Source organism: Moritella sp., assembly GCF_013215705.1.
Lineage (GTDB): Bacteria > Pseudomonadota > Gammaproteobacteria > Enterobacterales > Moritellaceae > Moritella.
This window is the reverse complement of record NZ_JABSQR010000043.1, coordinates 1-22,590: the sequence shown is the minus strand read 5'-3', so window position 1 is coordinate 22,590 and position 22,590 is coordinate 1. Positions and strand designations below refer to the sequence as shown.

General features: G+C 41.2%; 23 protein-coding genes. 7 read left to right on the top strand and 16 right to left on the bottom strand.

Features of this window, described 5'->3' with window-relative positions:
- The 7 genes from gspI to gspC all read right to left on the bottom strand — a co-directional run bounded on the left by gspI (window position 1) and on the right by gspC (window position 7,283).
- Window positions 1-390, bottom strand: coding sequence for a type II secretion system minor pseudopilin GspI (gene gspI, locus HRT96_RS20940; protein WP_293160478.1), 390 nt, complete (start codon window positions 388-390; stop codon window positions 1-3).
- Entirely contained in the window at window positions 390-974 is a 585-nt protein-coding gene (gspH, locus tag HRT96_RS20935) for a type II secretion system minor pseudopilin GspH (protein ID WP_293160476.1), read from the bottom strand. The genes gspI and gspH overlap by 1 nt, the downstream gene beginning before the upstream one ends.
- A 114-nt stretch (window positions 975-1,088) precedes the next feature.
- Complete coding sequence (gene gspG, locus HRT96_RS20930) at window positions 1,089-1,523, bottom strand: type II secretion system major pseudopilin GspG (protein ID WP_067046693.1); 435 nt, start codon at window positions 1,521-1,523, stop codon at window positions 1,089-1,091.
- A gap of 24 nt (window positions 1,524-1,547) precedes the next feature.
- A complete protein-coding gene (gspF, locus tag HRT96_RS20925) occupies window positions 1,548-2,768 on the bottom strand; it encodes a type II secretion system inner membrane protein GspF (RefSeq protein ID WP_293160472.1) in 1,221 nt (406 codons plus the stop codon).
- A 2-nt stretch (window positions 2,769-2,770) separates the two neighbouring features.
- A complete protein-coding gene (gene gspE / locus HRT96_RS20920) occupies window positions 2,771-4,270 on the bottom strand; it encodes a type II secretion system ATPase GspE (RefSeq protein ID WP_293160470.1) in 1,500 nt (499 codons plus the stop codon).
- The gene (gene gspD, locus HRT96_RS20915) at window positions 4,271-6,370 is read right to left on the bottom strand and encodes a type II secretion system secretin GspD (protein WP_293160468.1); all 2,100 of its coding nucleotides are present in this window, start codon (window positions 6,368-6,370) and stop codon (window positions 4,271-4,273) included.
- A gap of 40 nt (window positions 6,371-6,410) precedes the next feature.
- Window positions 6,411-7,283, bottom strand: coding sequence for a type II secretion system protein GspC (gene gspC, locus HRT96_RS20910; RefSeq protein ID WP_293160466.1), 873 nt, complete (start codon window positions 7,281-7,283; stop codon window positions 6,411-6,413).
- Between the two features lie 406 nt (window positions 7,284-7,689).
- On the opposite strand from gspC, the gene hslR reads away from it, so the two are divergent.
- The 5 genes from hslR to HRT96_RS20885 all read left to right on the top strand — a co-directional run bounded on the left by hslR (window position 7,690) and on the right by HRT96_RS20885 (window position 13,850).
- A complete protein-coding gene (gene hslR, locus HRT96_RS20905; protein ID WP_293160464.1) occupies window positions 7,690-8,106 on the top strand; it encodes a ribosome-associated heat shock protein Hsp15 in 417 nt (138 codons plus the stop codon).
- A 19-nt stretch (window positions 8,107-8,125) separates the two neighbouring features.
- Entirely contained in the window at window positions 8,126-9,007 is an 882-nt protein-coding gene (gene hslO / locus HRT96_RS20900; protein ID WP_293160462.1) for an Hsp33 family molecular chaperone HslO, read from the top strand.
- Between the two features lie 173 nt (window positions 9,008-9,180).
- Complete coding sequence (gene pckA / locus HRT96_RS20895; RefSeq protein WP_293160460.1) at window positions 9,181-10,812, top strand: phosphoenolpyruvate carboxykinase (ATP); 1,632 nt, start codon at window positions 9,181-9,183, stop codon at window positions 10,810-10,812.
- Window positions 10,813-10,973: 161 nt separating this feature from the next.
- The gene (gene greB, locus HRT96_RS20890; protein ID WP_293160458.1) at window positions 10,974-11,459 is read left to right on the top strand and encodes a transcription elongation factor GreB; all 486 of its coding nucleotides are present in this window, start codon (window positions 10,974-10,976) and stop codon (window positions 11,457-11,459) included.
- Between the two features lie 48 nt (window positions 11,460-11,507).
- Window positions 11,508-13,850, top strand: a complete 2,343-nt coding sequence (locus HRT96_RS20885) for a Tex family protein (protein ID WP_293160456.1) — start codon at window positions 11,508-11,510, stop codon at window positions 13,848-13,850.
- Between the two features lie 141 nt (window positions 13,851-13,991).
- Here the strand turns inward: HRT96_RS20885 and tuf are convergent, their stop codons facing one another.
- The 8 genes from tuf to HRT96_RS20845 form a co-directional block, all read right to left on the bottom strand.
- Window positions 13,992-15,176 carry an elongation factor Tu gene (gene tuf / locus HRT96_RS20880; protein WP_293160454.1) on the bottom strand — a complete coding sequence of 395 codons (1,185 nt, stop codon included), beginning with the start codon at window positions 15,174-15,176 and terminating at the stop codon, window positions 13,992-13,994.
- Window positions 15,177-15,241: 65 nt separating this feature from the next.
- The gene (gene fusA / locus HRT96_RS20875; RefSeq protein WP_293160452.1) at window positions 15,242-17,335 is read right to left on the bottom strand and encodes an elongation factor G; all 2,094 of its coding nucleotides are present in this window, start codon (window positions 17,333-17,335) and stop codon (window positions 15,242-15,244) included.
- A 68-nt stretch (window positions 17,336-17,403) separates the two neighbouring features.
- Window positions 17,404-17,877 (bottom strand): 30S ribosomal protein S7, encoded by a 474-nt coding sequence (gene rpsG / locus HRT96_RS20870; RefSeq protein WP_293160450.1) that lies wholly within the window; start codon window positions 17,875-17,877, stop codon window positions 17,404-17,406.
- Window positions 17,878-17,961: 84 nt separating this feature from the next.
- Window positions 17,962-18,336: a 30S ribosomal protein S12 gene (rpsL, locus tag HRT96_RS20865; RefSeq protein ID WP_006033662.1), complete on the bottom strand. Its 375-nt coding sequence runs from the start codon at window positions 18,334-18,336 to the stop codon at window positions 17,962-17,964.
- Window positions 18,337-18,565: 229 nt separating this feature from the next.
- Entirely contained in the window at window positions 18,566-18,856 is a 291-nt protein-coding gene (gene tusB, locus HRT96_RS20860; RefSeq protein ID WP_293160448.1) for a sulfurtransferase complex subunit TusB, read from the bottom strand.
- Between the two features lie 14 nt (window positions 18,857-18,870).
- Entirely contained in the window at window positions 18,871-19,227 is a 357-nt protein-coding gene (gene tusC, locus HRT96_RS20855) for a sulfurtransferase complex subunit TusC (protein ID WP_293132634.1), read from the bottom strand.
- A gap of 22 nt (window positions 19,228-19,249) precedes the next feature.
- Complete coding sequence (gene tusD, locus HRT96_RS20850; protein ID WP_293160446.1) at window positions 19,250-19,648, bottom strand: sulfurtransferase complex subunit TusD; 399 nt, start codon at window positions 19,646-19,648, stop codon at window positions 19,250-19,252.
- 12 nt (window positions 19,649-19,660) lie between these two features.
- On the bottom strand, window positions 19,661-20,044 hold the full coding sequence (locus tag HRT96_RS20845) for a RidA family protein (RefSeq protein WP_293160444.1): 384 nt from the start codon (window positions 20,042-20,044) through the stop codon (window positions 19,661-19,663).
- A 336-nt stretch (window positions 20,045-20,380) separates the two neighbouring features.
- Here HRT96_RS20845 and pyrB point away from each other — a divergent pair, with 336 nt between their 5' ends.
- Together pyrB and pyrI are read left to right on the top strand one after the other, a co-directional pair.
- Window positions 20,381-21,313, top strand: a complete 933-nt coding sequence (gene pyrB / locus HRT96_RS20840; protein WP_293160442.1) for an aspartate carbamoyltransferase — start codon at window positions 20,381-20,383, stop codon at window positions 21,311-21,313.
- Between the two features lie 4 nt (window positions 21,314-21,317).
- Window positions 21,318-21,779: an aspartate carbamoyltransferase regulatory subunit gene (gene pyrI, locus HRT96_RS20835; protein ID WP_293160440.1), complete on the top strand. Its 462-nt coding sequence runs from the start codon at window positions 21,318-21,320 to the stop codon at window positions 21,777-21,779.
- 59 nt (window positions 21,780-21,838) lie between these two features.
- On the opposite strand, the gene HRT96_RS20830 is transcribed toward pyrI, so the two are convergent.
- On the bottom strand, window positions 21,839-22,399 hold the full coding sequence (locus tag HRT96_RS20830) for a DUF1415 domain-containing protein (protein WP_293160438.1): 561 nt from the start codon (window positions 22,397-22,399) through the stop codon (window positions 21,839-21,841).
- Window positions 22,400-22,590 lie beyond the last annotated feature (191 nt).

Genomic DNA, 22,590 nt, shown 5'->3' with positions numbered 1-22,590 from the left:
TTAACGCACCACATAGGTAAGTAAGTGACTAACGGTTGATTCATATTTCTTATCTGTCGCCACTTCGACTGTCACCCCAACAAAGTCACGGCTGTCTGTCGCTTCTGCTTTATAACGCCAATACCAGGTGCGTCCGGCTAGTTCAGACTCCCCTTTTCGCCATGATTTTCCCGGTATCGTTTTAGCGATTTTTAATTCCGTTAAGGTATTACTCGCGACCCAGCTAGCAAACGTCTTTTCTTCCAAATAGGCTAAGCTACTGAGATTTTCAGTCGCTACTTTCATCACGGCCAGACCAGCCGTGCCAAATACCGCCATCGCCACCATGACTTCTAATAATGTCATGCCAGCTTGCTTAAATAATGTTTTTTTTCCTAAACATGGTTTCATTAAAATCCATCCACCGTGGTATTAATCATTAATTTTCCATATTCATCAAATTGGACCTTGATACTACTGTCCCCAACGTCCGCATCCATGTAGGTAAACGTCAACGTAAAATCGGTAATTTCACCGCTTGAATAAATAAACACATCCGGTTCGATACGTTCGTCTTTTTCATCACCCTCAAACAAACCATCATCATCAGCAAATAGTTTGCGATCACCTAACAAGCTGCCTTCCGCTTTCAGCCCTGCTAACTCAAGTGACATAAGCATGTCTTCTTGTAGCTCTTTTTTAGCAAAAAACTTAGAGTCATTAAATGCGGACCATTTATCATTGTCATCTAAATAAACAAATTGATAGTGCTGTTCTTCAATCACGACCCCCATTTCAATACTACTGAGTAAGGCTTCTTCTTCGGCCAGTTCTAGCACACCGATAAAACGAGCCGCTTCTTTTTTGAGTAGCTTATCAGGGCCTGAGGAACCCATTGTCATGACAACACCGGTGACCATCATGCCCATTAAGAATATAACTAACATTATCTCTAATAGCGTAAAGCCAGATTCTTGATGAGTACGATTTTTCATTGTGTACCTTGGTCATTGTTGATATGCATTCTGATAGAATAGGAGTTAACATCGAATGCGTTCAGATGAATAAAAAAAGGCACAGAAAATAACCTGTGCCTCAATAAAAATTAGTTACTTATCATGCATGTTCCAGTTGCCGATATCATCATCGGAACCTTCTTCACCATCTAAGCCAATAGAATAAATATCAACTTGGCCATTTTCACCCGGACTCACTAACAAATATTCATTACCCCAAGGGTCTTGCGGTAACCGTTTTATATAACCGCCGTTACGATAATCTCTTGGCGCAGGATCCACATCTGGCTCTACAACTAATGCATCCAAACCTTGTTCTGTTGTTGGATAACGGCTGTTGTCTAACTTATACATATCCATCGCATTTTCTAACGCGACAAGATCGGATACTACTTTTTGACGATCCGCTTTATCTTTATTACCTAGTAAATTAGGAATAACCATTGATGCAAGCACCCCTAAAATCACAATAACGACCATGATCTCTAACAGGGTAAAACCTGACACATTCCGTTTTTTATTATTCATAATATCCTCTACTTAAAATAAAATCTAACCTGCAACCATCTGGTTTAAAGACAAAATAGGTTGAAGAATTGCCATCACGATAAATAATACAACAAACGACATACTCACCACCAGCAAGGGTTGAAAAATGCCTAGCGCCATCGCCACTTGCGCTTCAAACTGCGAATCTTGATTATCTGCAGCACGCTCTAACATCGGACCAAGTTCACCACTTTGTTCACCACTGGCGATCATATGCAGCATCATCGGCGGAAATAATTTTGTTTCCGTTAATGCAGCTCTTAAACTGGTCCCTTCTCGAACACGATTCGTCGCGGCTTCCACTAATTTACGCGCATGCATATTGGTTAATACCTGCCCTGCAATCGACATACTTTCCAGTAGTGGTACTGCACTGGCATTCAAAATACTTAAGGTACGCGCAAAACGCGCCGTATTGACGCCACGACTTATCTTACCAATGACAGGTACTTTTAATAATCGTTCATCAAATACCAAACGATACTGCGGTTTCAATAACACCCGTTTCACACCGATAATAGCCAGTACAATAATGACGACGACAGCCAAGCCATAATCACTGACAAAATCAGATAACGCGATCAGTATTTGGGTGATTTGTGGTAACTCTTGTCCCATGTGTTGGAATTGACCAACCACTTTAGGCACCACACTAGTCAATAATAATGACACCACACCAATCGCCACCAGCGTTAACATCACCGGATAGATCATGGCTTGTGTGAGTTGACTCGCCATTTTTTGACGCTGTTCGGTATAATCAGCCAAGCGATTAAGAACTTTGTCTAAGTGCCCTGACTTTTCGCCTGATGCCACCATCGAACAATACAAATCGTCAAAGGCATGCGGGAACTCAGCAAAACTTTCCGCTAAGGTATGCCCTTCAACAACGCGGCTACGCACGGCTAAGATCATATTCTGAATACGCGGTAGTTCACTTTGTTCTGCCACCGCTTTTAATGATTCTTCTAGCGGTAGGGATGCCGCAATTAATGTGGATAACTGACGGGTTAATAGCGCCATATCCGCCGTACTAATACCGCGTTTAAATGAAAACAACCCTGCCGCTTGTTTTTTTTCAGCCGCGGCAGACATTTCCACTTCTAGGGGGGTTAAGCCTTTCTCGCGCAATAAACTACGCGCTTGCTTTGGGCCATCGGCTTCCACCACCCCTTTTTTCTTTTTACCTTTTTGATCAATTGCTAAATAAGAAAATGCAGGCATGCTTATCCCTCTCTTGTCACACGGAGTACTTCTTCTAAGGTGGTGACACCTTCGAGTACTTTAGCCAGGCCATCTTGACGGATACTGGGGGTGAATGGGCGAATATGCCGCTCGACAATCTGTTCACCGGCACCACTGTGGATCATGTCTCGTACATCTTCATCGACAATTAATAATTCATGAATACCAGTTCGACCGCGGTAACCGGTTTGATTACAGTTTTCACAACCTTTAGGATGATAAATTATCGTCGCGTCAACCACACGATTAGAAGCCAGTTGCTCAAGTTCGCGCTCTGTTGGCGGTGCGCCCTCTCGACAATCGGCACACAGAGTTCGCACTAAGCGTTGTGCTAATACCCCCAATATACTTGACGACAATAAGAAGGGCTCTAATCCCATATCACGTAAACGCGTGACGGCACCGACTGCGGTATTGGTGTGTAAGGTGGATAATACCAGGTGGCCAGTTAAGCTGGCTTGTACAGCAATCTGCGCCGTTTCTAAGTCACGAATCTCACCAATCATCACCACATCGGGATCTTGACGTAAAATAGCCCGTAAACCACGTGAGAAGGTCATATCAACTTTCGGGTTAACCTGCGTTTGACCAATACCATCAAGTTGATATTCCACCGGATCTTCTACTGTTAAGATATTACGATCTCTACTGTTAATTTCCGATAACGCAGCATATAAAGTAGTACTTTTACCTGAACCCGTAGGCCCGGTAACCAAAATAATACCGTGCGGTTTATGAATCAGTTCCGACATCTTATTGCGGTTATCTAACGTCATCCCCAAATGCTTTAATTCTAATTTAGTGTTGTTCTTATCGAGTAAACGCATTACTACGCGCTCACCAAAACTCGATGGTAGGGTTGATACCCGCACGTCAACACCACGTCCACCAATTCGTAGCGAAATACGGCCATCTTGGGGAACACGCTTTTCCGCGATATCCATTTTTGACATGACTTTGATCCGGGATATTAACAGAGATGCTAATTTCCGATTCGGTTTCAAAATTTCTCTTAATACACCGTCAATGCGGAAGCGGATCACCAGTGCACGTTCGAATGTTTCGACGTGAATATCTGAAGCACCTTCTTTAATCGCTTCACTGAGCATGGCGTTGATCAGTTTAATGATCGGCGCATCATCATCGGACTCCAACAAATCTTCTTCGGTTGGCAACTCCTCGGCTAACGTAAAGAAATCAACTTCATTACCAATGTCCTGCATTAACTGCCGAGCTTCTGATGAGTCACGTTGAAACACGTCAGTCAGTTTTAATTCAAATGCTTCATCATCTAACAGCACTAATTGAAATGCTTGACCAAGGTTACGACGTACTTCCAGTACCGTCGACGGGGCGACATCGGCTTTGTGATATAATACCCAGCCCTGTTCCACTTCGCTTAACACCACGCCAAATTTTTTGGCGAACGAAAAAGGTAAGCGTTCGCTTTCACTTACCTCGGCATAGTCCTGAGTACTCATCTACTCAGCCTCATTTTGCTGTGATTCGGTATCCGTCACTTCTGACTCAGGTCTAACATCAAACTGTACCGTTTTATCATCTTGCTCTTCTAAATATTTACGTAATTCCGGCGAAATCACCCGCTCTTGATTAAACTTAGGTAATACGGGCACATCGCTATACGGCATTAATGCCACCCCATCTTCTTGTCGCATCAATTGATGTGCACGAATGAGGCTATATTTACGGTTACTCACACCACGAATCGATGCATTATCGCGAATAATAGTGGCCTTGATGAAGATCATCAAATTCCGTTTTTTCGTACTTGATGATGTTGACTTAAACAAGTTGCCAATCCAAGGGATATCCCCTAACCAAGGTACCTTAGACACACTTTCAATCACTTGTTCATCCAGTAAACCACCGATCACCACAGTCTGGCCACTCTCGGCTAAAATAGTGGTCTTAACCTGCCTTGTGGCAAAGGTCACGTCTACCGAAGTAGAACCCAGTACCTGAGAAACTTCTTGTTCAATCGTGAGCTGAACCGCATCACCTTCATTGATCTGCGGCGTCACTTTTAACTTGATCCCGACCTCTCTACGTTCGACGGTCTGGAACGGGTTATCGTTACCAGAACTGGCTGAAGACCCAGTAATCACCGGCACTTCTTCACCGACGATAAATGACGCTTCTTGGTTATCGAGCGTCATAATACTCGGCGTCGCCAGAATGTTAGAATTAGAATCATTCGCAGATGCTTGAATTATAGCGCCGAAGCTTTTAGCACTGTTCATTACCCCCAGCGCTAACCCATTAACACCACTTAACGCCGCGGCTAATGTGGCTACATCACCGGTGGTTTTAGTCGTAGTGGTGGTTGGATTACCCTCAGCATTTTTACCTGTTGTTGTTGTTGTTTTATCTTGTGCATCATAAATACCCGCGCCAATCGTGGTTAACGGCACTTGCGTACCATTATTATATTGGGTACCACCCGCTTCCGAGATCCACTGAACACCAAAGTTAATACCGTCGCCTTCCGAAATTTCAACGATAATAGCTTCAACTAAGACTTGCGCGCGGCGGATATCAAGTTGATTAATCACTTGTTGCAAAGTACGCATCACATCAGGTTGCGCCGTGATCACCAAGGCATTGGTATCTTCATGCGCCTCAATACCCAAGACCGAATTAGACTTAGACTGACTTTTAGACGAGCCTGATTTGGTCGATGTGATCGAGTTACTCACCCCTTTTAATACATCAGCGACTTCTTTGGCATTGGCATATTTCAAATAAATAACCCGGGTATTACCGGTAGTTTCTAATTCACTGTCTAATTTTTGGATCAAGCTTGCAACCCGTTGACGGGCTTTGGGGTCGCCACTGATCACCACGGCATTAGTACGGTCATCCGCCACAATTTTAGGTTGTAAGATGCTCGGTATTTTCGACTTGCCATTGCCTTTGGTCAGGCTATCAATGATACGTACCATCTCACTGGCAGATGCATATTTAAGATGAATAATATCGACTTCTTGATCACCGGCTTTATCCACACGGCGAACAATTTCAACTAAACGATTAACCACCGCAGCACGGCCAGTCAGCATTAATACATTCGACGGTTCATAATGCACTACATTACCGCCACCGGCATTATCGTTTAATTGGCGTAATAACGGCGACAGTTCACGCACTGATACATTATGTACAGGTACCACACGTGTCACCATTTCATCACCCTTACCAGGATTGTGATCGTCAACCACAGGGATGCTTGAGGTCTTCGCGGCTTTGCTTTTAATGACTTTAAGTACACCATTATCCATCTTCACAACGGCATAACCATACACATCTAATACATTAAGAAAAAACTGATAATACTGCTCTTCATTTAGCAGATCATAACTGCGTACATTGACCTTGCCACGTACACTTGGATCAATAATCACGGTTTTATTTAAGTTTTTACCCACGACATTAATAAATTCATTAATATCTGTGCCTTTAAAACTCGCAGAATAGTCGGCAGCCATGGCCATACCACTCAAGCCCAGCAGTATACCTGCAGATAAGCTTGTTAATTTTTTTCCAACATTATTAAGGTTCATCTTTATCCTTAGCTACCTAAAATTTATACAGCTCAAATGGCTACTCTGGTATACTTAAATAAATACTGTGTAATTGCCCATCGCGTTCCACCGTTAGCGACATTTCGGTCAAATCTTTCAGTTGCTTTGCGACTTCCATTGCTTGGCGGGTATCCGTTAAATCATATCCATTTAACGATACGGCGAGATCATTGGGTTTTAAACCAACGTCTTTAAATAATTGACGATTCTTGCCAGGATTGACACGATAGCCAGATAATTTACCGTTTTTACGAACAGGTGAAATACGAACATAATCGGTAATACTGGCGGGGTTTTTCAATAGCGTTTTGCGTAGATTAGAAAGATCTCTAGGTGCTTTCCCAGAACTTGTTTCACGAGGTTGTTGTTGGCTTATTTCACGGCTAAAGTCTTCACCATCTAACATCAATGTTTCTAAATTACCTTGATATTCAATGAGCACACGATCAGGGTGCACCTGCTTTAACATCGCTCTGGTCGAGCCTATCTCGTCATCAATCGCATACGTTTCTTGCTTGCCTTTATATTCAATAATAGCTAACGCAAGACTTGGCTCACTGCTAGCGACAAGTCCAGTTAACGTTAAGCGTAAGCGCGTTTTCGGGGCATCTATATTTTGTACCACTACAGCGACTTGTTTTTCCGTTTGTTGTTTCCCGAACAGGTTTAAGTTACGGAGGGTATTTAATTCATAATTGTTGACTTGATTGCTAGCACGACTAGATATCGGTTGCCACGATGTTGCAGAGCCTGATGTTGTCGACCATAGTTGCCAAGTCAATAATGCCGATTGATAACAAAACACCGTCAGCAACAAATAACAACAACAAGTTGCTATTTGTTGTTGTGGTAGTTTGATTATAAGCTGCTTAAACGCATCTAAATTATCCATTTTTGTATTACCCTAATACAGCATTACTTTCAAAATAAGGTATATTTACCAACGCCGTGATTAACCCGAAGAAAAGTCATAAATTTAACTGACCAATAATAGCCCGCTGGCTTTATCCCGACAAGCATTAACACCACAAAACGAATAAAATCAGTCTAATAATGACCGATACTTCATACTTTTTGAGGTAGATGACATATATCCGCACCAATCTTTAAAGGATATATGCATTTTTATTATTCGCCACACTGTTATTACGACACTTACAAATGAAACTTAGATGAAAGAAATGTGAAATACACTACTTACTTAAGTTAACAAAATGTGTCAAAAGCATCAATAAAAGACTCTCTTAGTCGTTTATTTATCTGTTATAATCAGGTCGATTAAACCGTTTATTTGGAATATGGTTGTATTAGATATGTCAAAAAATACCAAACCAGATAGTAGTGATGTACGTTTCGATAAATGGCTATGGGCAGCTCGATTTTATAAAACCCGCGCCATTGCCAGAGACATGATCCAGAGTGGCAAAATTCGCTACAATGACCAACGCACTAAACCCAGTAAAACCGTTGAGTTGGGTGCAACAATAAAAATAAAACAAGGCTTTGATGAAAAGGAAGTGATCGTAAAGCAGCTTTCCGCGCAAAGGAGAGGGGCACCAGAAGCGGCTACCCTGTATGAAGAAACACCAAGTAGTGTTGAAAAGCGTGCACAAAATGATGTCGCGCGTAAACTAAATACATTGTATAACCCCTGCCCCGATAAACGTCCCGACAAAAAACAACGTCGAGAACTATTGCGGATAAAAAATCATTAACTTTAACGTCGAGAATAGTATGAGCCAGAAAGATTTATTACACCGTTACCTGTTTGAAGATCACCAAGTACGTGGTGAGATTGTACAACTTGAACAAAGCTTTATTGATATTTTAGAAAATCTAAATTATCCAAGACCCATTCAGCGCCTACTTGGTGAGTTACAAGTTGCAACAAGTCTATTAACAGCGACATTAAAATTTAAAGGCTCTATCACAGTCCAGCTACAAGGTGACGGTCCGGTAACACTTGCGGTTATTAACGGTAACGAAGATCTTGAATTACGTGGTGTGGCTCGTTGGAATGGTTCAGTACCAGACACCAACAATGTAAAAGAACTGATTGGTAAAGGCGTGATGGTTATAACTATCTCACCAGACAAAGGCGAACGTTATCAAGGTATCGTTGAACTTGGTGGCGATACTTTACAAGAGTGTTTAGAAAAATATTTTGAACAATCTGAACAATTAACAACACGTTTGTGGTTCCGCACAGGTAAAGTTGGCTATAGAAAACAAGCGGCCGGCATGATGTTACAAAAATTACCCGCATCAGACGACAAGAAAAGTTCACCCGAAGATTTTGAACACCTAGTCGCATTAACAGCAACGATTAAAGATGATGAATTATTTAATCTAGATGCAGAAGATGTGTTGGTACGACTTTATCACCAAGAAAAAGTACGCTTATTCGACCCACAAACCGTGTCATTCAAATGTGGTTGTTCACACGAACGTAGTGCAACAGCATTACTTAGCGTAGCAAAAGAAGAGTTACTTGATATTATTGCTGAAAAAGGCCAAATAGAGATGCACTGTGATTATTGCGGTTCGCTTTATGCCTTTAATGCCGGTGATGTAGAAGATATACACGCACCGCAGATTGGCAACCCAGTACATTAAACAAGATGTGAATAAGAGTGTAGCAAATACACCGCGACACATAGTTTAACAATACGATATGTAGTAATAAGGGTGCCGTTAGTGCGCCCATTGCTATTAATAAAATGTAATTTAAACCAAACTTAATTTAATCTGAAACAATAAATTAAACTCTGTACCCCCAGGAGATTCCAATGACAGAAATAAAAAATAAAAATACCGTTATTGGCGCCACTATCGATCTATCGGTATATGGCATCAAGGATGTTGAAGAAATCGTATACAACCCTTCTTACGCACTACTTTTTGCAGAAGAAACAAAAGCGGGTCTAGAAGGTTATGAAAAAGGTACCGTGACTGAATCAGGTGCAGTTGCTGTAGATACGGGTATCTTCACTGGTCGTTCACCAAAAGATAAATATATTGTGCGTGATGATACAACGCGCGATACGGTATGGTGGTCAGATCAAGGTAAGAATGATAACAAAGCCATCTCTCAAGACGTATGGAATGATTTGAAAACACTGGTAACACAGCAACTTTCAACAAAACGTTTATTCGTTGTTGATACTTACTGTGGTGCGAACGCCAATACCCGTATTAAAGTTCGCTTCATCACTGAAGTTGCATGGCAAGCGCATTTCGTTAAGAACATGTTCATCCGTCCTACCGACGCAGAATTAGCCACTTACGAACCAGATTTCGTGGTCATGAATGGTGCTAAGTGCACAAATCCAGATTGGGAAAAGCACGGCCTAAATTCTGAAAACTTTGTTGCTTTCAATTTAACAGAGAAAATTCAACTGATCGGTGGTACTTGGTACGGCGGCGAAATGAAAAAAGGTATGTTCTCTTATATGAACTACCTATTGCCACTACAAGGTATTGCATCAATGCATTGTTCAGCAAACATCGGTTCTGACGGCGAAACCGCAATCTTCTTTGGTTTATCAGGTACTGGTAAAACAACATTATCAACCGATCCAAAACGCCAATTAATTGGTGATGACGAACACGGCTGGGATGATGACGGCGTATTCAACTTCGAAGGCGGTTGTTACGCAAAAACAATTAAATTAAGCGCAGAAGCGGAACCAGAAATCTTTGGCGCAATTCGTCGTGATGCACTACTTGAAAACGTAACCGTACTTGACGGCGGCGTAGTTGATTATGACGACGGTTCGAAAACAGAAAACACCCGTGTTTCTTATCCTATCGAACACATTGAAAATATCGTTAAGCCGATCTCAAAAGGCGGCCACGCAAATAAAGTTATTTTCTTAAGTGCAGATGCATTTGGGGTGTTACCACCCGTATCGAAACTGACGCCAGAACAAACGAAATATCACTTCCTATCAGGTTTTACGGCTAAATTAGCCGGCACTGAGCGTGGTATTACAGAACCAACACCAACATTCTCAGCCTGTTTCGGCGCGGCATTCTTATCGCTGCACCCAACCAAATACGGCCAAGAGCTTGTTAAACGTATGGAAGCATCAGGCGCGCAAGCTTACCTAGTTAATACTGGTTGGAACGGCACTGGTAAACGTATTTCAATTAAAGATACACGCGCCATCATCGATGCAATTCTTGATGGTTCAATTGAAAAAGTGGAAAGTAAAACTATCCCTTACTTCAATTTAGAAGTACCAACAACGCTACCCGGTTGTGATACTAATATCCTTGACCCACGTGATACATACGAAGATGCAAATGTATGGGAAGAGAAAGCAGTAGCGCTCGCTAAACGTTTCGTGAACAACTTCGAGAAGTTCACCGATAACGAAGAAGGCAAAGCACTGCTTGCTGCAGGACCGCAACTTTAAATTTTAGTTACGTTAACGTTATACCACTTTAAATAATGCACAAAAATGCCAGCATCGAGCAATCGATCTGGCATTTTTTATACCTGCAGCAACGATAATGAGCTATTGGGCTGCGCTATTGCTATAATTTCAAATCACCATAATTTAATAAGGTCACAGCATTGGCTATATCAAACTTAATCACTCGAGTCGGCTGGGAAACCTTAGATAAACGCCTTAAGTTCCTCTGGAAACAAGAACGGCCAAGAGTCACAAAAGTTGTGTCTTGGGCAGCGTCTCTGGGCGACCGCAGTGATAATGCAGATTACAAAGAAAATAAACATTTACTGCGTACTATCGACCGTGAGATCCGTTTTTTAGTTAAACGTCTCGAAGTACTAGAAATAGTCGATTATAACCCACAGCAAGATGGCACCGTCTATTTTGGCGCCTATGCCGAATTAGAAGATGATGATGGCACGGTGATCCAATGCCGTATTGTCGGCCGTGACGAATTAGACTCAACGCGTAATTTCGTTACCGTTGATTCCCCAATGGCAAAAGCCCTTATCGGTAAACAAGTGGATGATGAAGCGATAGTGCACACCCCTGCGGGTAGTAAAACTTGGTACATCAACAAGATCCAATACCACCCATTTACAGCGTGATCATCCGTATTCATGTCATCACCAATCTATTCATTTAAAGGATCCAAAGTGTCTAAATTAGCAACTCTTATCGCGCAAGAAATTAATGCGCATGTCCGCCAAGTTAACGCTGCAATAACCCTACTTGATGATGGGTCGACAGTCCCTTTTATCGCCCGTTATCGCAAAGAAGCCACAGAAGGCTTAGATGATGGTCAATTAAGAACGTTAGAACAGCGCCTGACCTACTTACGTGATTTAGAAACACGCCGTGCAACAATTTTAAAAAATATCGCCGAGCAAGATAAGTTAACCCCACAGTTAACAGCCGCTATCAATGCAGCAGAAACAAAAACACGGTTAGAGGACCTCTATTTACCCTTTAAAACTAAACGCCGAACTAAGGGACAAATAGCCATTGAAGCAGGGCTAACACCATTAGCAGAATCTCTGATTGCTAACCCACAGCAACAGCCTCTGCAACTCGCCAAACAATTTGTCACATCAGATGCTAGTTTCGCCGCACCAGAACAGGCATTAGAAGGCGCAAAATTTATCCTAATGGAAAAAGCCAGTGTCGATGCTGAGCTTATTGCCAAAGTACGTAACCAGCTACTTGCCTATGCGACACTGGAATCCAAAGAAAATAAAAAGTCAGCCACTACAGACAGTAAATTTAAAGATTATTTCAGTCACAGTGAAGGGATCAGAAAAGTACCATCACACCGTATGCTCGCCATGTTACGTGGTAAAAATGAAGGTGAATTACAGATTGGCTTAAACGCAGATCCCGAATTTACTGAAAAAAATGCCACCAGTTATTGTGAAGTTATTATCGCCAAACATCTTGGGATCCAGTATCAAAACAAACCCGCAGATGAATGGCTAAAATCGGTGGTTCACAGCAGCTGGAAACAAAAATTACTGAGTCAGCTAGAAACAGAACTAATCGGTAAAATGAAAGAGTCCGCCGAAGTCGAAGCCATTAAAGTATTTGCCGCCAACCTTACGGCATTGTTAATGGCATCGCCAGCGGGACCAAAGGTCACCTTAGGTTTAGATCCAGGACTACGCACAGGTTCTAAAATTGCCGTTGTCGATGCCACCGGAAAATTACTCGATCACACCACTATTTACCCCCATGTTCCCCAACAGCAATGGCAACAATCCTTATCAACGCTAGCGACATTATGTCAGCGTCATAGTGTTGAGTTAATCAGTATTGGTAACGGCACTGCATCGCGAGAAACAGATAAACTGGTAGCTGAATTAATCAAAGCTAAACCAGCACTAAAATTACAAAAAATCATGGTCAGTGAAGCGGGGGCATCCGTGTATTCAGCATCAGAATTAGCCGCCAATGAATTCCCCCAGCTTGACGTCTCTATTCGTGGTGCGGTATCGATTGCTCGACGTTTACAAGACCCGCTCGCAGAACTGGTAAAAATAGATCCCAAGGCTATTGGTGTTGGTCAATATCAACATGATGTAAACCAAAGCTTATTATCTAAAAAATTAGATATCGTCATTGAAGATTGCGTAAATAAAGTCGGTGTTGATGTTAATTTGGCATCTGCAGCACTACTCTCTCGTGTCGCAGGACTGAATAAAACTATTGCCGAAAATATTGTGAATTATCGCAATGACAATGGCCCATTCAGCAAACGTAATGAGTTAAAGAAAGTGCCACGCTTAGGGCCTAAAGCATTTGAGCAATGCGCTGGTTTCTTACGCATCTTAAATGGTAAAGATCCATTAGACAGTTCAGGCGTACATCCTGAGTCATACCCTGTCATTAAAGATATTACCCAACAAACAGGTAAAAAAATCACCGAGATAATCGGTAACAGTGAACTGCTTAAATCGCTCAATCCGCAAGATTACACCAATGCTAAATTTGGTCTACCGACTGTGTTGGATATTCTGCAAGAATTAGACAAACCAGGACGCGATCCAAGACCTGAATTCACAACGGCAACGTTCAAAGACGGTATTGAAAAAATAACTGATTTAAAGCCAGGTATGCTGCTTGAAGGGGTCATCAGTAATGTCACTAACTTTGGTGCCTTTGTTGATATCGGTGTCCACCAAGACGGTTTAGTGCACATTTCAGCGTTAACCAATCGCTTTGTTAAAGACCCACACGAGATTGTAAAAGCAGGACAAATTGTAAAAGTCAAAGTCACTGAGATTGATATTGCCAGAAAACGGATTGCACTAACGATGCGGTTAGATGATGAAGTGCCAGTAGCAAGTCATAATACCGCAAGCAATAATAAAATGGGATCTGACAGCAATAACAGACAAGCCAAACAATCGCAAACTAAAGGACAACATAAAACAGCAGACAGGAATTCAGGATTCAATAATAGTGCGTTTGCTGATGCCTTTGCTAATGCGAAGAAACGCTAATAGCGAAATAATGCTGTTAATTAAATAATAATGTGGCGGACTAAGTTCGTCACCTTTCACTAATTTCAAATTTCATAAATTGTAGATGAAAAAAAAGGCCGCCTAAGCGACCTTTCTATATATTGTTCAAACTAATCGAAATTAAGCGATTACTTTAGAAACAACACCAGCACCAACAGTACGGCCACCTTCACGGATAGCGAAGCGTAGACCTTCTTCCATCGCGATTGGGTTGATTAGCTCAACAACAAACTTAAGGTTGTCACCAGGCATAACCATTTCAACACCTTCTGGAAGCTCTACAGCACCAGTGATGTCAGTTGTACGGAAGTAGAACTGTGGACGGTAACCTTTAAAGAAAGGAGTGTGACGACCACCCTCTTCTTTAGAAAGTACGTATACTTCAGATTCAAACTTAGTATGTGGAGTGATTGAACCAGGCTTAGCTAGTACTTGACCACGTTCAACGTCTTCACGTTTAGTACCACGTAGAAGTGCACCAATGTTCTCACCAGCACGACCTTCGTCAAGCAGTTTACGGAACATTTCAACACCAGTACAAGTAGTCGTAACAGTATCACGGATACCAATAATTTCTACTGAATCACCAACGTTAACGATACCTTGCTCAACACGACCAGTTACAACAGTACCACGGCCAGAGATTGAGAAAACGTCTTCGATAGGCATAATGAAAGGCATATCGATAGCACGTTCTGGATCAGGGATGTATGAATCTAACGCTTCAGCTAGTTCAAGAATCTTAGCTTCATATTCAGCTTCGCCTTCAAGAGCTTTAAGAGCAGAACCTTGGATAACTGGTAGGTCATCACCTGGGAAGTCATATTCAGAAAGAAGTTCACGAACTTCCATTTCTACTAGTTCAAGTAGTTCTTCATCATCAACCATATCACATTTATTCATGAATACGATGATGTAAGGAACGCCAACCTGACGAGAAAGTAGGATGTGCTCACGTGTTTGTGGCATAGGACCATCAGTTGCAGCAACAACTAAGATAGCGCCGTCCATTTGAGCAGCACCAGTGATCATGTTTTTAACATAATCGGCATGGCCTGGGCAATCCACGTGTGCATAATGACGTTTTTCTGTATCATACTCTACGTGTGAAGTATTGATCGTGATACCACGTTCTCTTTCTTCAGGAGCATTATCGATTGATGCGAAATCTTGAGCTTCACCACCGAATGCTTTTGCAAGTACATTTGTGATAGCGGCTGTTAGAGTTGTTTTACCATGATCAACGTGACCAATTGTACCTACGTTTACGTGGGTTTTATTACGTACAAATTTTTCTTTAGACACGACGTGTACCTTCTAATTTATCAGTTAAGCCTTTATCTTATGATAAAGACTACCAAAGTTAAACTTTATTTCGCTTCAATAATTTTGTCAGCGATGTTTTTAGGTGCTTCATTGTATTCAAGGAATTCCATTGAATACGAAGCGCGGCCCTGTGTAGCTGAACGTAGTGCAGTTGCATAACCGAACATTTCAGACAACGGAACCTTAGCATGAATGATTTTAAGACCTGAGTGGCCATCATCCATACCTTCGATCATGCCGCGACGACGGCTTACGTCACCAACAACATCACCCATCCACCCCTCAGGAGTGGTAATTTCGACTTTCATCATTGGCTCAAGCAAGGCTGGATTTGCATCCAATGCGCCCTGTCTGCAACCAAAAGAACCCGCGACCTTGAATGCCATTTCATTGGAATCAACATCGTGAAATGAACCACCGTAGAGTGTAACACGAACATCCATGATAGGATATCCAGCTAACACGCCCTGATCCATCTGTTCTTTACAACCTTTTTCTACCGCTGGGATGAATTCGCTAGGAACCTCACCATCAACGATTTCATTCACAAATTCAAAACCAGCGCCCGCTTCAAGCGGTTCCAGTCTCAGCAGAACATGACCATATTGACCACGACCACCTAACTCGCGAATGAATTTACCTTCTGCTTCAACTGAATCACGAATTGATTCACGATATGCAACCTGAGGCTTACCAACGTTGCATTCAACGTTAAACTCACGACGCATACGGTCAACAATAATGTCCAGATGAAGTTCACCCATACCAGATATCAATGTTTGCGCTGACTCTTCGTCAGTTTCAACACGGAATGATGGATCTTCAGCCGCTAATTTACTTAGCGCGATAGCCATCTTATCTTGGTCGGCTACTGTTTTAGGCTCTACAGCAATTTGGATAACCGGTTCCGGAAAATCCATACGCTCAAGAATTACTTTATGCTTAATATCACAAAGCGTATCACCAGTAGTGACATCCTTAAGACCAATTGCAGCAGCGATATCGCCGGCACGTATTTCTTTCAATTCTTGACGATCATTGGCATGCATTTGCACAATACGACCTAAACGTTCACGCTTCTGCTTAACAGAATTATAAACGCCATCGCCCGTATTGACCACTCCAGAATACACCCGCAGGAACGTAAGCGTACCTACAAATGGGTCGGTCGCGATCTTAAAGGCTAATGCAGCAAAGGGAGCGTCATCACTTGATAAACAAGTAATTTCGTTCTCATTCTCATCAATACCATTGATATCTTTCACTTCCGTTGGGCTAGGAAGAAATTCAACCACTGCGTCAAGTACCGCTTGTACACCTTTATTTTTAAAGGCAGAACCACAAGTCGCAAGTACGATCTCGTTGTTCAGCGTACGTTGACGTAAACCAGCTTTAATTTCTTCTTCAGATAATTCACCTTCTTCAAGGTATTTATCCATAAGCTCATCGTTAGCTTCGGCGGCAGCCTCAACCAATTCTTCATGTAATTCTTCTGCACGCTCAAGTAGATCTGCAGGAATATCGCCATAACTAAATGACATACCTTGATCTGCTTCATTCCAGCTAATTGATTTCATCTTAATTAAATCAATTACGCCTTCAAACTCATCTTCCGCACCAATGTTTAACTGGATAGGAACACAAGTCGCGCCCAGACGATTACGAATTTGGTCAATGACAGCTTCAAAATCAGCACCGGTACGATCCATCTTATTAACGAATACAATACGTGGTACTTGATATTTATTAGCTTGACGCCAAACCGTTTCAGATTGTGGTTCAACACCTGATGCACCACAAAACACGACAACTGCGCCATCAAGGACTCGCAAAGAACGTTCTACTTCAATCGTGAAGTCAACATGTCCCGGAGTATCAATGATGTTGATACGGTGCTGCTTAAATTGCGCATCCATACCTTTCCACATTGTTGTTGTCGCAGCAGAAGTAATGGTAATACCACGCTCCTGCTCCTGTTCCATCCAATCCATAGTGGCTGCGCCATCATGAACTTCACCCATCTTATGTGAAAGACCAGTATAGAACAGAATTCGTTCTGTAGTTGTAGTTTTACCCGCATCAACGTGAGCACAAATACCAATGTTTCGGTAGAGCTCGATCGGAGTTGTACGTGCCACAATAAATCCCTTACTAGGAAACCTAGACAGAAAGTAATTGACGCAGATTTAAAATCTGCGTCCAAAAATTACCAGCGATAGTGAGCAAATGCTTTATTCGCGTCAGCCATACGGTGAACGTCTTCACGTTTCTTAACCGCAGAACCTTTGTTTTCAGCAGCGTCGAATAGCTCTCCAGCTAGACGAGCAGCCATTGATTTTTCACCACGTTTACGTGCTGCTTCAACTAACCAACGCATAGCTAGTGCATTACGACGAGAAGGACGAACTTCTACTGGCACTTGGTAAGTTGAACCACCAACACGGCGAGATTTAACCTCAACCGATGGACGTACATTGTCTAAAGCCAGTTCGAAAAGCTCTAGGTGTGTTTTATCTTCACTTTTAGTAGAGATAGTTTCTAGCGCACCATATACAATCGCTTCTGAAGTAGATTTTTTACCGTCTACCATTACGATGTTGATGAATTTTGCTAGGATTTCTGATCCGAATTTTGGATCTGCTAAAATTTCTCTTTTAGCTACGACGCGACGTCTTGGCATCTCTTATTCCTCGTTGTGCTTCAGGTATTACCCAAAACTAATAAATAGTTAACAGTTTGCTTGGCCTTACTAAACGAAGAATTATTAATTCTTAGGACGTTTAGTACCGTATTTAGAACGACCTTTACGACGGTCACTAACACCAGCTGTATCTAACGCACCACGAACTGTATGGTAACGAACACCCGGTAAATCTTTAACACGACCACCGCGGATTAAGATCACGCTATGCTCTTGCAGGTTATGGCCTTCACCACCGATGTATGAAGTAACTTCATAACCGTTAGTTAGACGAACACGAGCTACTTTACGTAGAGCCGAGTTAGGTTTTTTAGGAGTAGTAGTGTATACGCGAGTACAAACACCACGACGTTGTGGACAAGCTTCAAGAGCAGGAACGTTAGTTTTTGTAACGTTTCTTACGCGAGGCTTGCGTACTAATTGGTTAGTAGTTGCCATTTAAAATAGCTCCGTTGAGTTTTTTACGTGTGAAAAATCATCCCTAATATAGGGACGCAGAATTTTAGTCATTGCGCCTTTAGCTGTCAAGCATAACAACACTATTATTGAAAATAAATTAGTTAATCTGCCAATAAATCGTCAATAAACTGCTTTTACAACACTACTAGATAAAAACTTACCCGTAGTTTATAGGGCCGCAATGAAAATTCGTACAGATCAGACTTATTTAATTCCAAGTCTGAATTTGTAAATGCGACACAGTCAGGTTAACAAACTCTAGGTAGCTAATTTGCTGACCTAAAATACATTTTAACCCTCTTGCATCCAGATCTTCAGTCAAAGTGTAAACACTTATCTTTGGTAAGAGATCTTGAAGTATTTTAGCATATTTATGCTGTGATGCCGTAATGACTACAGCGTCTTGAATAAAGAGCAGCGCATCGCCGTCGTTGAGATAGGCGAGGCTGTCAATAAATGTGTTTCGTGAGAACGGTGACGATTTAATAATATGAAGCATAATGTTATCACCAATCAAAAATTCAAAATAATAGCATGCTGACGTATACGCTGATTAATTTCAGGCTGCGCTAAACGCTCGACGTCTATAATCAAGTCGATATCGCTAATACCACGCTCTAACAGCGAGTCTGCGCACACATAAATATTTTCAATATCATATAACTCAAACATAGCAAATGTAGGCGCAAAATCACGACAAGCGATACCCTGAGGCTTTTGTTTACTCACTAATTGATAAACACCATCACCAATAAAAAAGACGCTTATATCTTCAGTAAGCGCCGAAGTAGCTAGAATGGCATCTTGAGTTTCTCTCGCAAGGCTAGTGCCATGCGGAACTTGACGAGTAACGAACGCGGCTCTCAACATTTTTTCAACCAAATATAGATAATTAAAACTGAATAACCCGATCAGCAGTCACAATCGACGCTGCTAATTGACCTAGTCCTGTTAATTGAAATGGTAATTCAAGATTAAAGTTACTCTTGCCAGCTTTATCGGCTTCACTTTGATCCATCACACCACGCCGTAACGCTGCACCTGAACATATATCTAAATCAAATTTGTGCTCTCGTGCTAACACTAACCAGGCCTGATAAAGATCGAACTCATCAGCTGCAGGGGAGGTCAGTGTCGAACCATTAAGCACGCCATCATTATAGAAAAATACACGCTGAATAGTATGACCGAGTTCAATCGCAGATTTAACGTAATGATAGGCGCTTAAAGCGTCTTGGCTACCATATGCAGGCCCAGTAACGAGTACTGCAATAGTGACAGGTTTAGACATAGATAGACCTAATTAAAGAGTGTATGCGATAGCTTCAACTTCAACTAATACATCTTTCGGTAAACGAGCAACTTCAACACATGAACGTGCTGGCGCATTCTCAGGAAAATAACGTGCGTATACTTCATTGAAGGTAGCAAAATCATTCATATCACTTAAGAAACATGTCGTTTTAATTACTGTATCTGCACTTGCATTTGCCGCTTTTAATACCGCCATCAGATTTTCCATCACAAGTTCAGCTTGTTCTTTAACACCGCCTTCAATGATTTCCATCGTTTCTGGTACTAATGGGATCTGCCCTGAAGTATAAACCATATTACCAAGTTGATTAGCTTGTGAGTACGGACCAATAGCAGCAGGTGCATTCGTTGTCGAAATGATTTTTTTACTCATTGTAAGTTCCATAAATTTATTAATGCTCTCATAATCAGAGCGAGTATATTGCAATATCTACAGCCATTATATTTAATAATACGCGTAATAAGCAAACATAGAGCAACGAATAGTTTAAACTTTATAGAATTATTTACATAAAATTAATTTGATTAGTGCTTTCTGTGTAATTTATTTTAAGTTAAAATCGCCAATTGTGTTTAGTGAATGAGAAAGTTAAGACATGCTCAATGCAAAGAGCAGTTCCTCCCTCACTCTCATCATTCAAACTAGTAAGGCTTCATCACAATTAATATGAGGCTTTTTTTAGGGCATTCTGATAATCAGGGCACAAAAATGGCAAATCCGTTATTTAGAAAACATATAGTATCTATCAATGATATCTCACGTAATGAGCTAGAACTTATTGTTAAAACTGCGGCAAAATTAAAAAATAAGCCACAGCCCGAACTGTTAAAACACAAAGTAATTGCGAGCTGTTTCTTTGAAGCATCAACACGAACACGATTATCATTCGAAACGGCTATCCAACGATTAGGTGGAACAGTTATTGGCTTCGATAATGCGAGTAACACCTCACTGGCTAAAAAAGGCGAAACACTTGCCGATTCTATCAGCGTCATTTCAAGCTACGTTGATGCGTTTGTCATGCGCCACCCTCAAGAAGGGGCGGCAAGGTTAGCATCAGAATTCTCCAATGTGCCCGTTATTAACGGCGGTGATGGTTCTAATCAACACCCAACGCAAACTTTACTTGATCTGTTTTCAATTTATGAAACACAAGGCCGCTTAGATAACTTAAATATCGCCTTGGTGGGTGATCTTAAATACGGCCGAACAGTTCACTCTTTAGCACAGGCCCTGGCTAAGTTCACTGGCTGTAAATTCTATTTCATTGCACCAGATGCGTTAGCAATGCCTGAATATATCTGTGATGAGCTCGATGAACACAATGTCAGCTATGCCTGTTATAATTCGATTGAAGAAGTTGTGCCCGAAATCGACGTGTTATACATGACTCGCGTACAAAAAGAACGTTTTGATGAAACCGAATATCAACACATGAAAGCTGGGTTTATTTTATCGGCCAGTTCATTAAAACATGCGAAAGATAATTTGAAAGTACTTCATCCATTACCACGCGTTGATGAGATCGCTGTCGATGTGGATAAAACGCCATACGCTTATTATTTTCAGCAAGCTGAAAATGGTGTTTATGCACGTGAAGCATTACTAGCACTTGTATTAAATGAAACAATCGAAGGATAAGATAATGAAAAACAATCATATGCAAGTAGAAGCTATCTGTAATGGCTATGTTATCGATCATATTCCATCAGGGCAAGGTGTTAAGATCCTAAGACTATTCAGTCTTACGAACACTAAGCAGCGTGTTACGGTTGGTTTCAACCTGCCCAGTCATGATGGTACAACCAAAGACTTAATTAAAGTCGAAAACACTGAAATAACCAAGTCACAAGCGAACCAATTAGCACTGCTCGCACCAAATGCAACAATCAATATAATTGAAAATTTTAAGGTGACAGATAAGCATTCCCTAGCATTGCCAAAAGAAGTTGAAAATGTGTTCCCATGCCCAAATTCAAACTGTATTACGCATGGAGAACCGGTTATTTCATCTTTTACCATTAAAATGATCAAAGGTAATATCGGTCTAAAATGTAAGTATTGTGAAAAAACATTTTCAAAAGAAATTGTAACTGCACAAGTTTAGCTCCAATGAACTCAGAGCTGCTGATCATTAATGCAGCTCTGTCATGATATCTCAGAGCCTTATTTTTTTTCTACGTTAAAACACGCTTCTAATTCGGCGTTTATTTCTGCAAATCCTTTTTTTCTTAATAATTCAATATTACGCTCAGGGATCTCTTCTGGATTTGGGAATACTCTTAATACACGCGCCATCTCATCTTCGCGAATAATATGAAGAATTGGATAAGGAGAGCGGTTAGTAAAATTAGCAGCATCTTGCATTTTCGTGTCATCAAAACGATATTTAGGATGCATATGAGCTAATTGATAAACACCTTCATAGTCCTGCATTTCCAATAAATCGTTCGCATAATCAATTAAATCGAGAAATGCATCAAAATTACCACTCAGTTTTGGAACAACAACTAATGTGGTCGCAATCTCTTTATTCGTATCCAAACGAATAAACTCAACATTAACATGTTCTAATAACGCAGTTAAATCAGTGTCATCAAGTACTGCACAATGAATTTTTTTTCGTTCTAATTCTTTTTTCGCAAAAGGACAAATATTGTACTTAACAATGATCTCTTTCACCCACTTTAGAGTTTGTAATTTAATTATCTCATGGTTATCAGTCATATAAGGATCCTAAATATCTAAATTTAAAGAGTTAAACACCGAAAGTGTGATTAACTCTAAGTGGTGAAAGTATATTTGAATAGATTTTAGCTTTAATCGCTAATAATTTACAGGTATAAAAAAAGCCGATATCAATGATATCGGCTTTTTTCGTTCAAGACAGCGTCTTGAATCTTGATTTAGCGTTTGGC

Coding starts and splice junctions, on each gene's coding strand:
- gspI (WP_293160478.1), bottom strand. CDS start 390: ATGAAACCATGTTTAGGAAAAAAAACATTATTTAAGCAAGCTGGCATG.
- gspH (WP_293160476.1), bottom strand. CDS start 974: ATGAAAAATCGTACTCATCAAGAATCTGGCTTTACGCTATTAGAGATA.
- gspG (WP_067046693.1), bottom strand. CDS start 1,523: ATGAATAATAAAAAACGGAATGTGTCAGGTTTTACCCTGTTAGAGATC.
- gspF (WP_293160472.1), bottom strand. CDS start 2,768: ATGCCTGCATTTTCTTATTTAGCAATTGATCAAAAAGGTAAAAAGAAA.
- gspE (WP_293160470.1), bottom strand. CDS start 4,270: ATGAGTACTCAGGACTATGCCGAGGTAAGTGAAAGCGAACGCTTACCT.
- gspD (WP_293160468.1), bottom strand. CDS start 6,370: ATGAACCTTAATAATGTTGGAAAAAAATTAACAAGCTTATCTGCAGGT.
- gspC (WP_293160466.1), bottom strand. CDS start 7,283: ATGGATAATTTAGATGCGTTTAAGCAGCTTATAATCAAACTACCACAA.
- hslR (WP_293160464.1), top strand. CDS start 7,690: ATGGTTGTATTAGATATGTCAAAAAATACCAAACCAGATAGTAGTGAT.
- hslO (WP_293160462.1), top strand. CDS start 8,126: ATGAGCCAGAAAGATTTATTACACCGTTACCTGTTTGAAGATCACCAA.
- pckA (WP_293160460.1), top strand. CDS start 9,181: ATGACAGAAATAAAAAATAAAAATACCGTTATTGGCGCCACTATCGAT.
- rpsG (WP_293160450.1), bottom strand. CDS start 17,877: ATGCCAAGACGTCGCGTCGTAGCTAAAAGAGAAATTTTAGCAGATCCA.
- rpsL (WP_006033662.1), bottom strand. CDS start 18,336: ATGGCAACTACTAACCAATTAGTACGCAAGCCTCGCGTAAGAAACGTT.
- tusB (WP_293160448.1), bottom strand. CDS start 18,856: ATGCTTCATATTATTAAATCGTCACCGTTCTCACGAAACACATTTATT.
- tusC (WP_293132634.1), bottom strand. CDS start 19,227: ATGTTGAGAGCCGCGTTCGTTACTCGTCAAGTTCCGCATGGCACTAGC.
- tusD (WP_293160446.1), bottom strand. CDS start 19,648: ATGTCTAAACCTGTCACTATTGCAGTACTCGTTACTGGGCCTGCATAT.
- HRT96_RS20845 (WP_293160444.1), bottom strand. CDS start 20,044: ATGAGTAAAAAAATCATTTCGACAACGAATGCACCTGCTGCTATTGGT.
- pyrB (WP_293160442.1), top strand. CDS start 20,381: ATGGCAAATCCGTTATTTAGAAAACATATAGTATCTATCAATGATATC.
- pyrI (WP_293160440.1), top strand. CDS start 21,318: ATGAAAAACAATCATATGCAAGTAGAAGCTATCTGTAATGGCTATGTT.
- HRT96_RS20830 (WP_293160438.1), bottom strand. CDS start 22,399: ATGACTGATAACCATGAGATAATTAAATTACAAACTCTAAAGTGGGTG.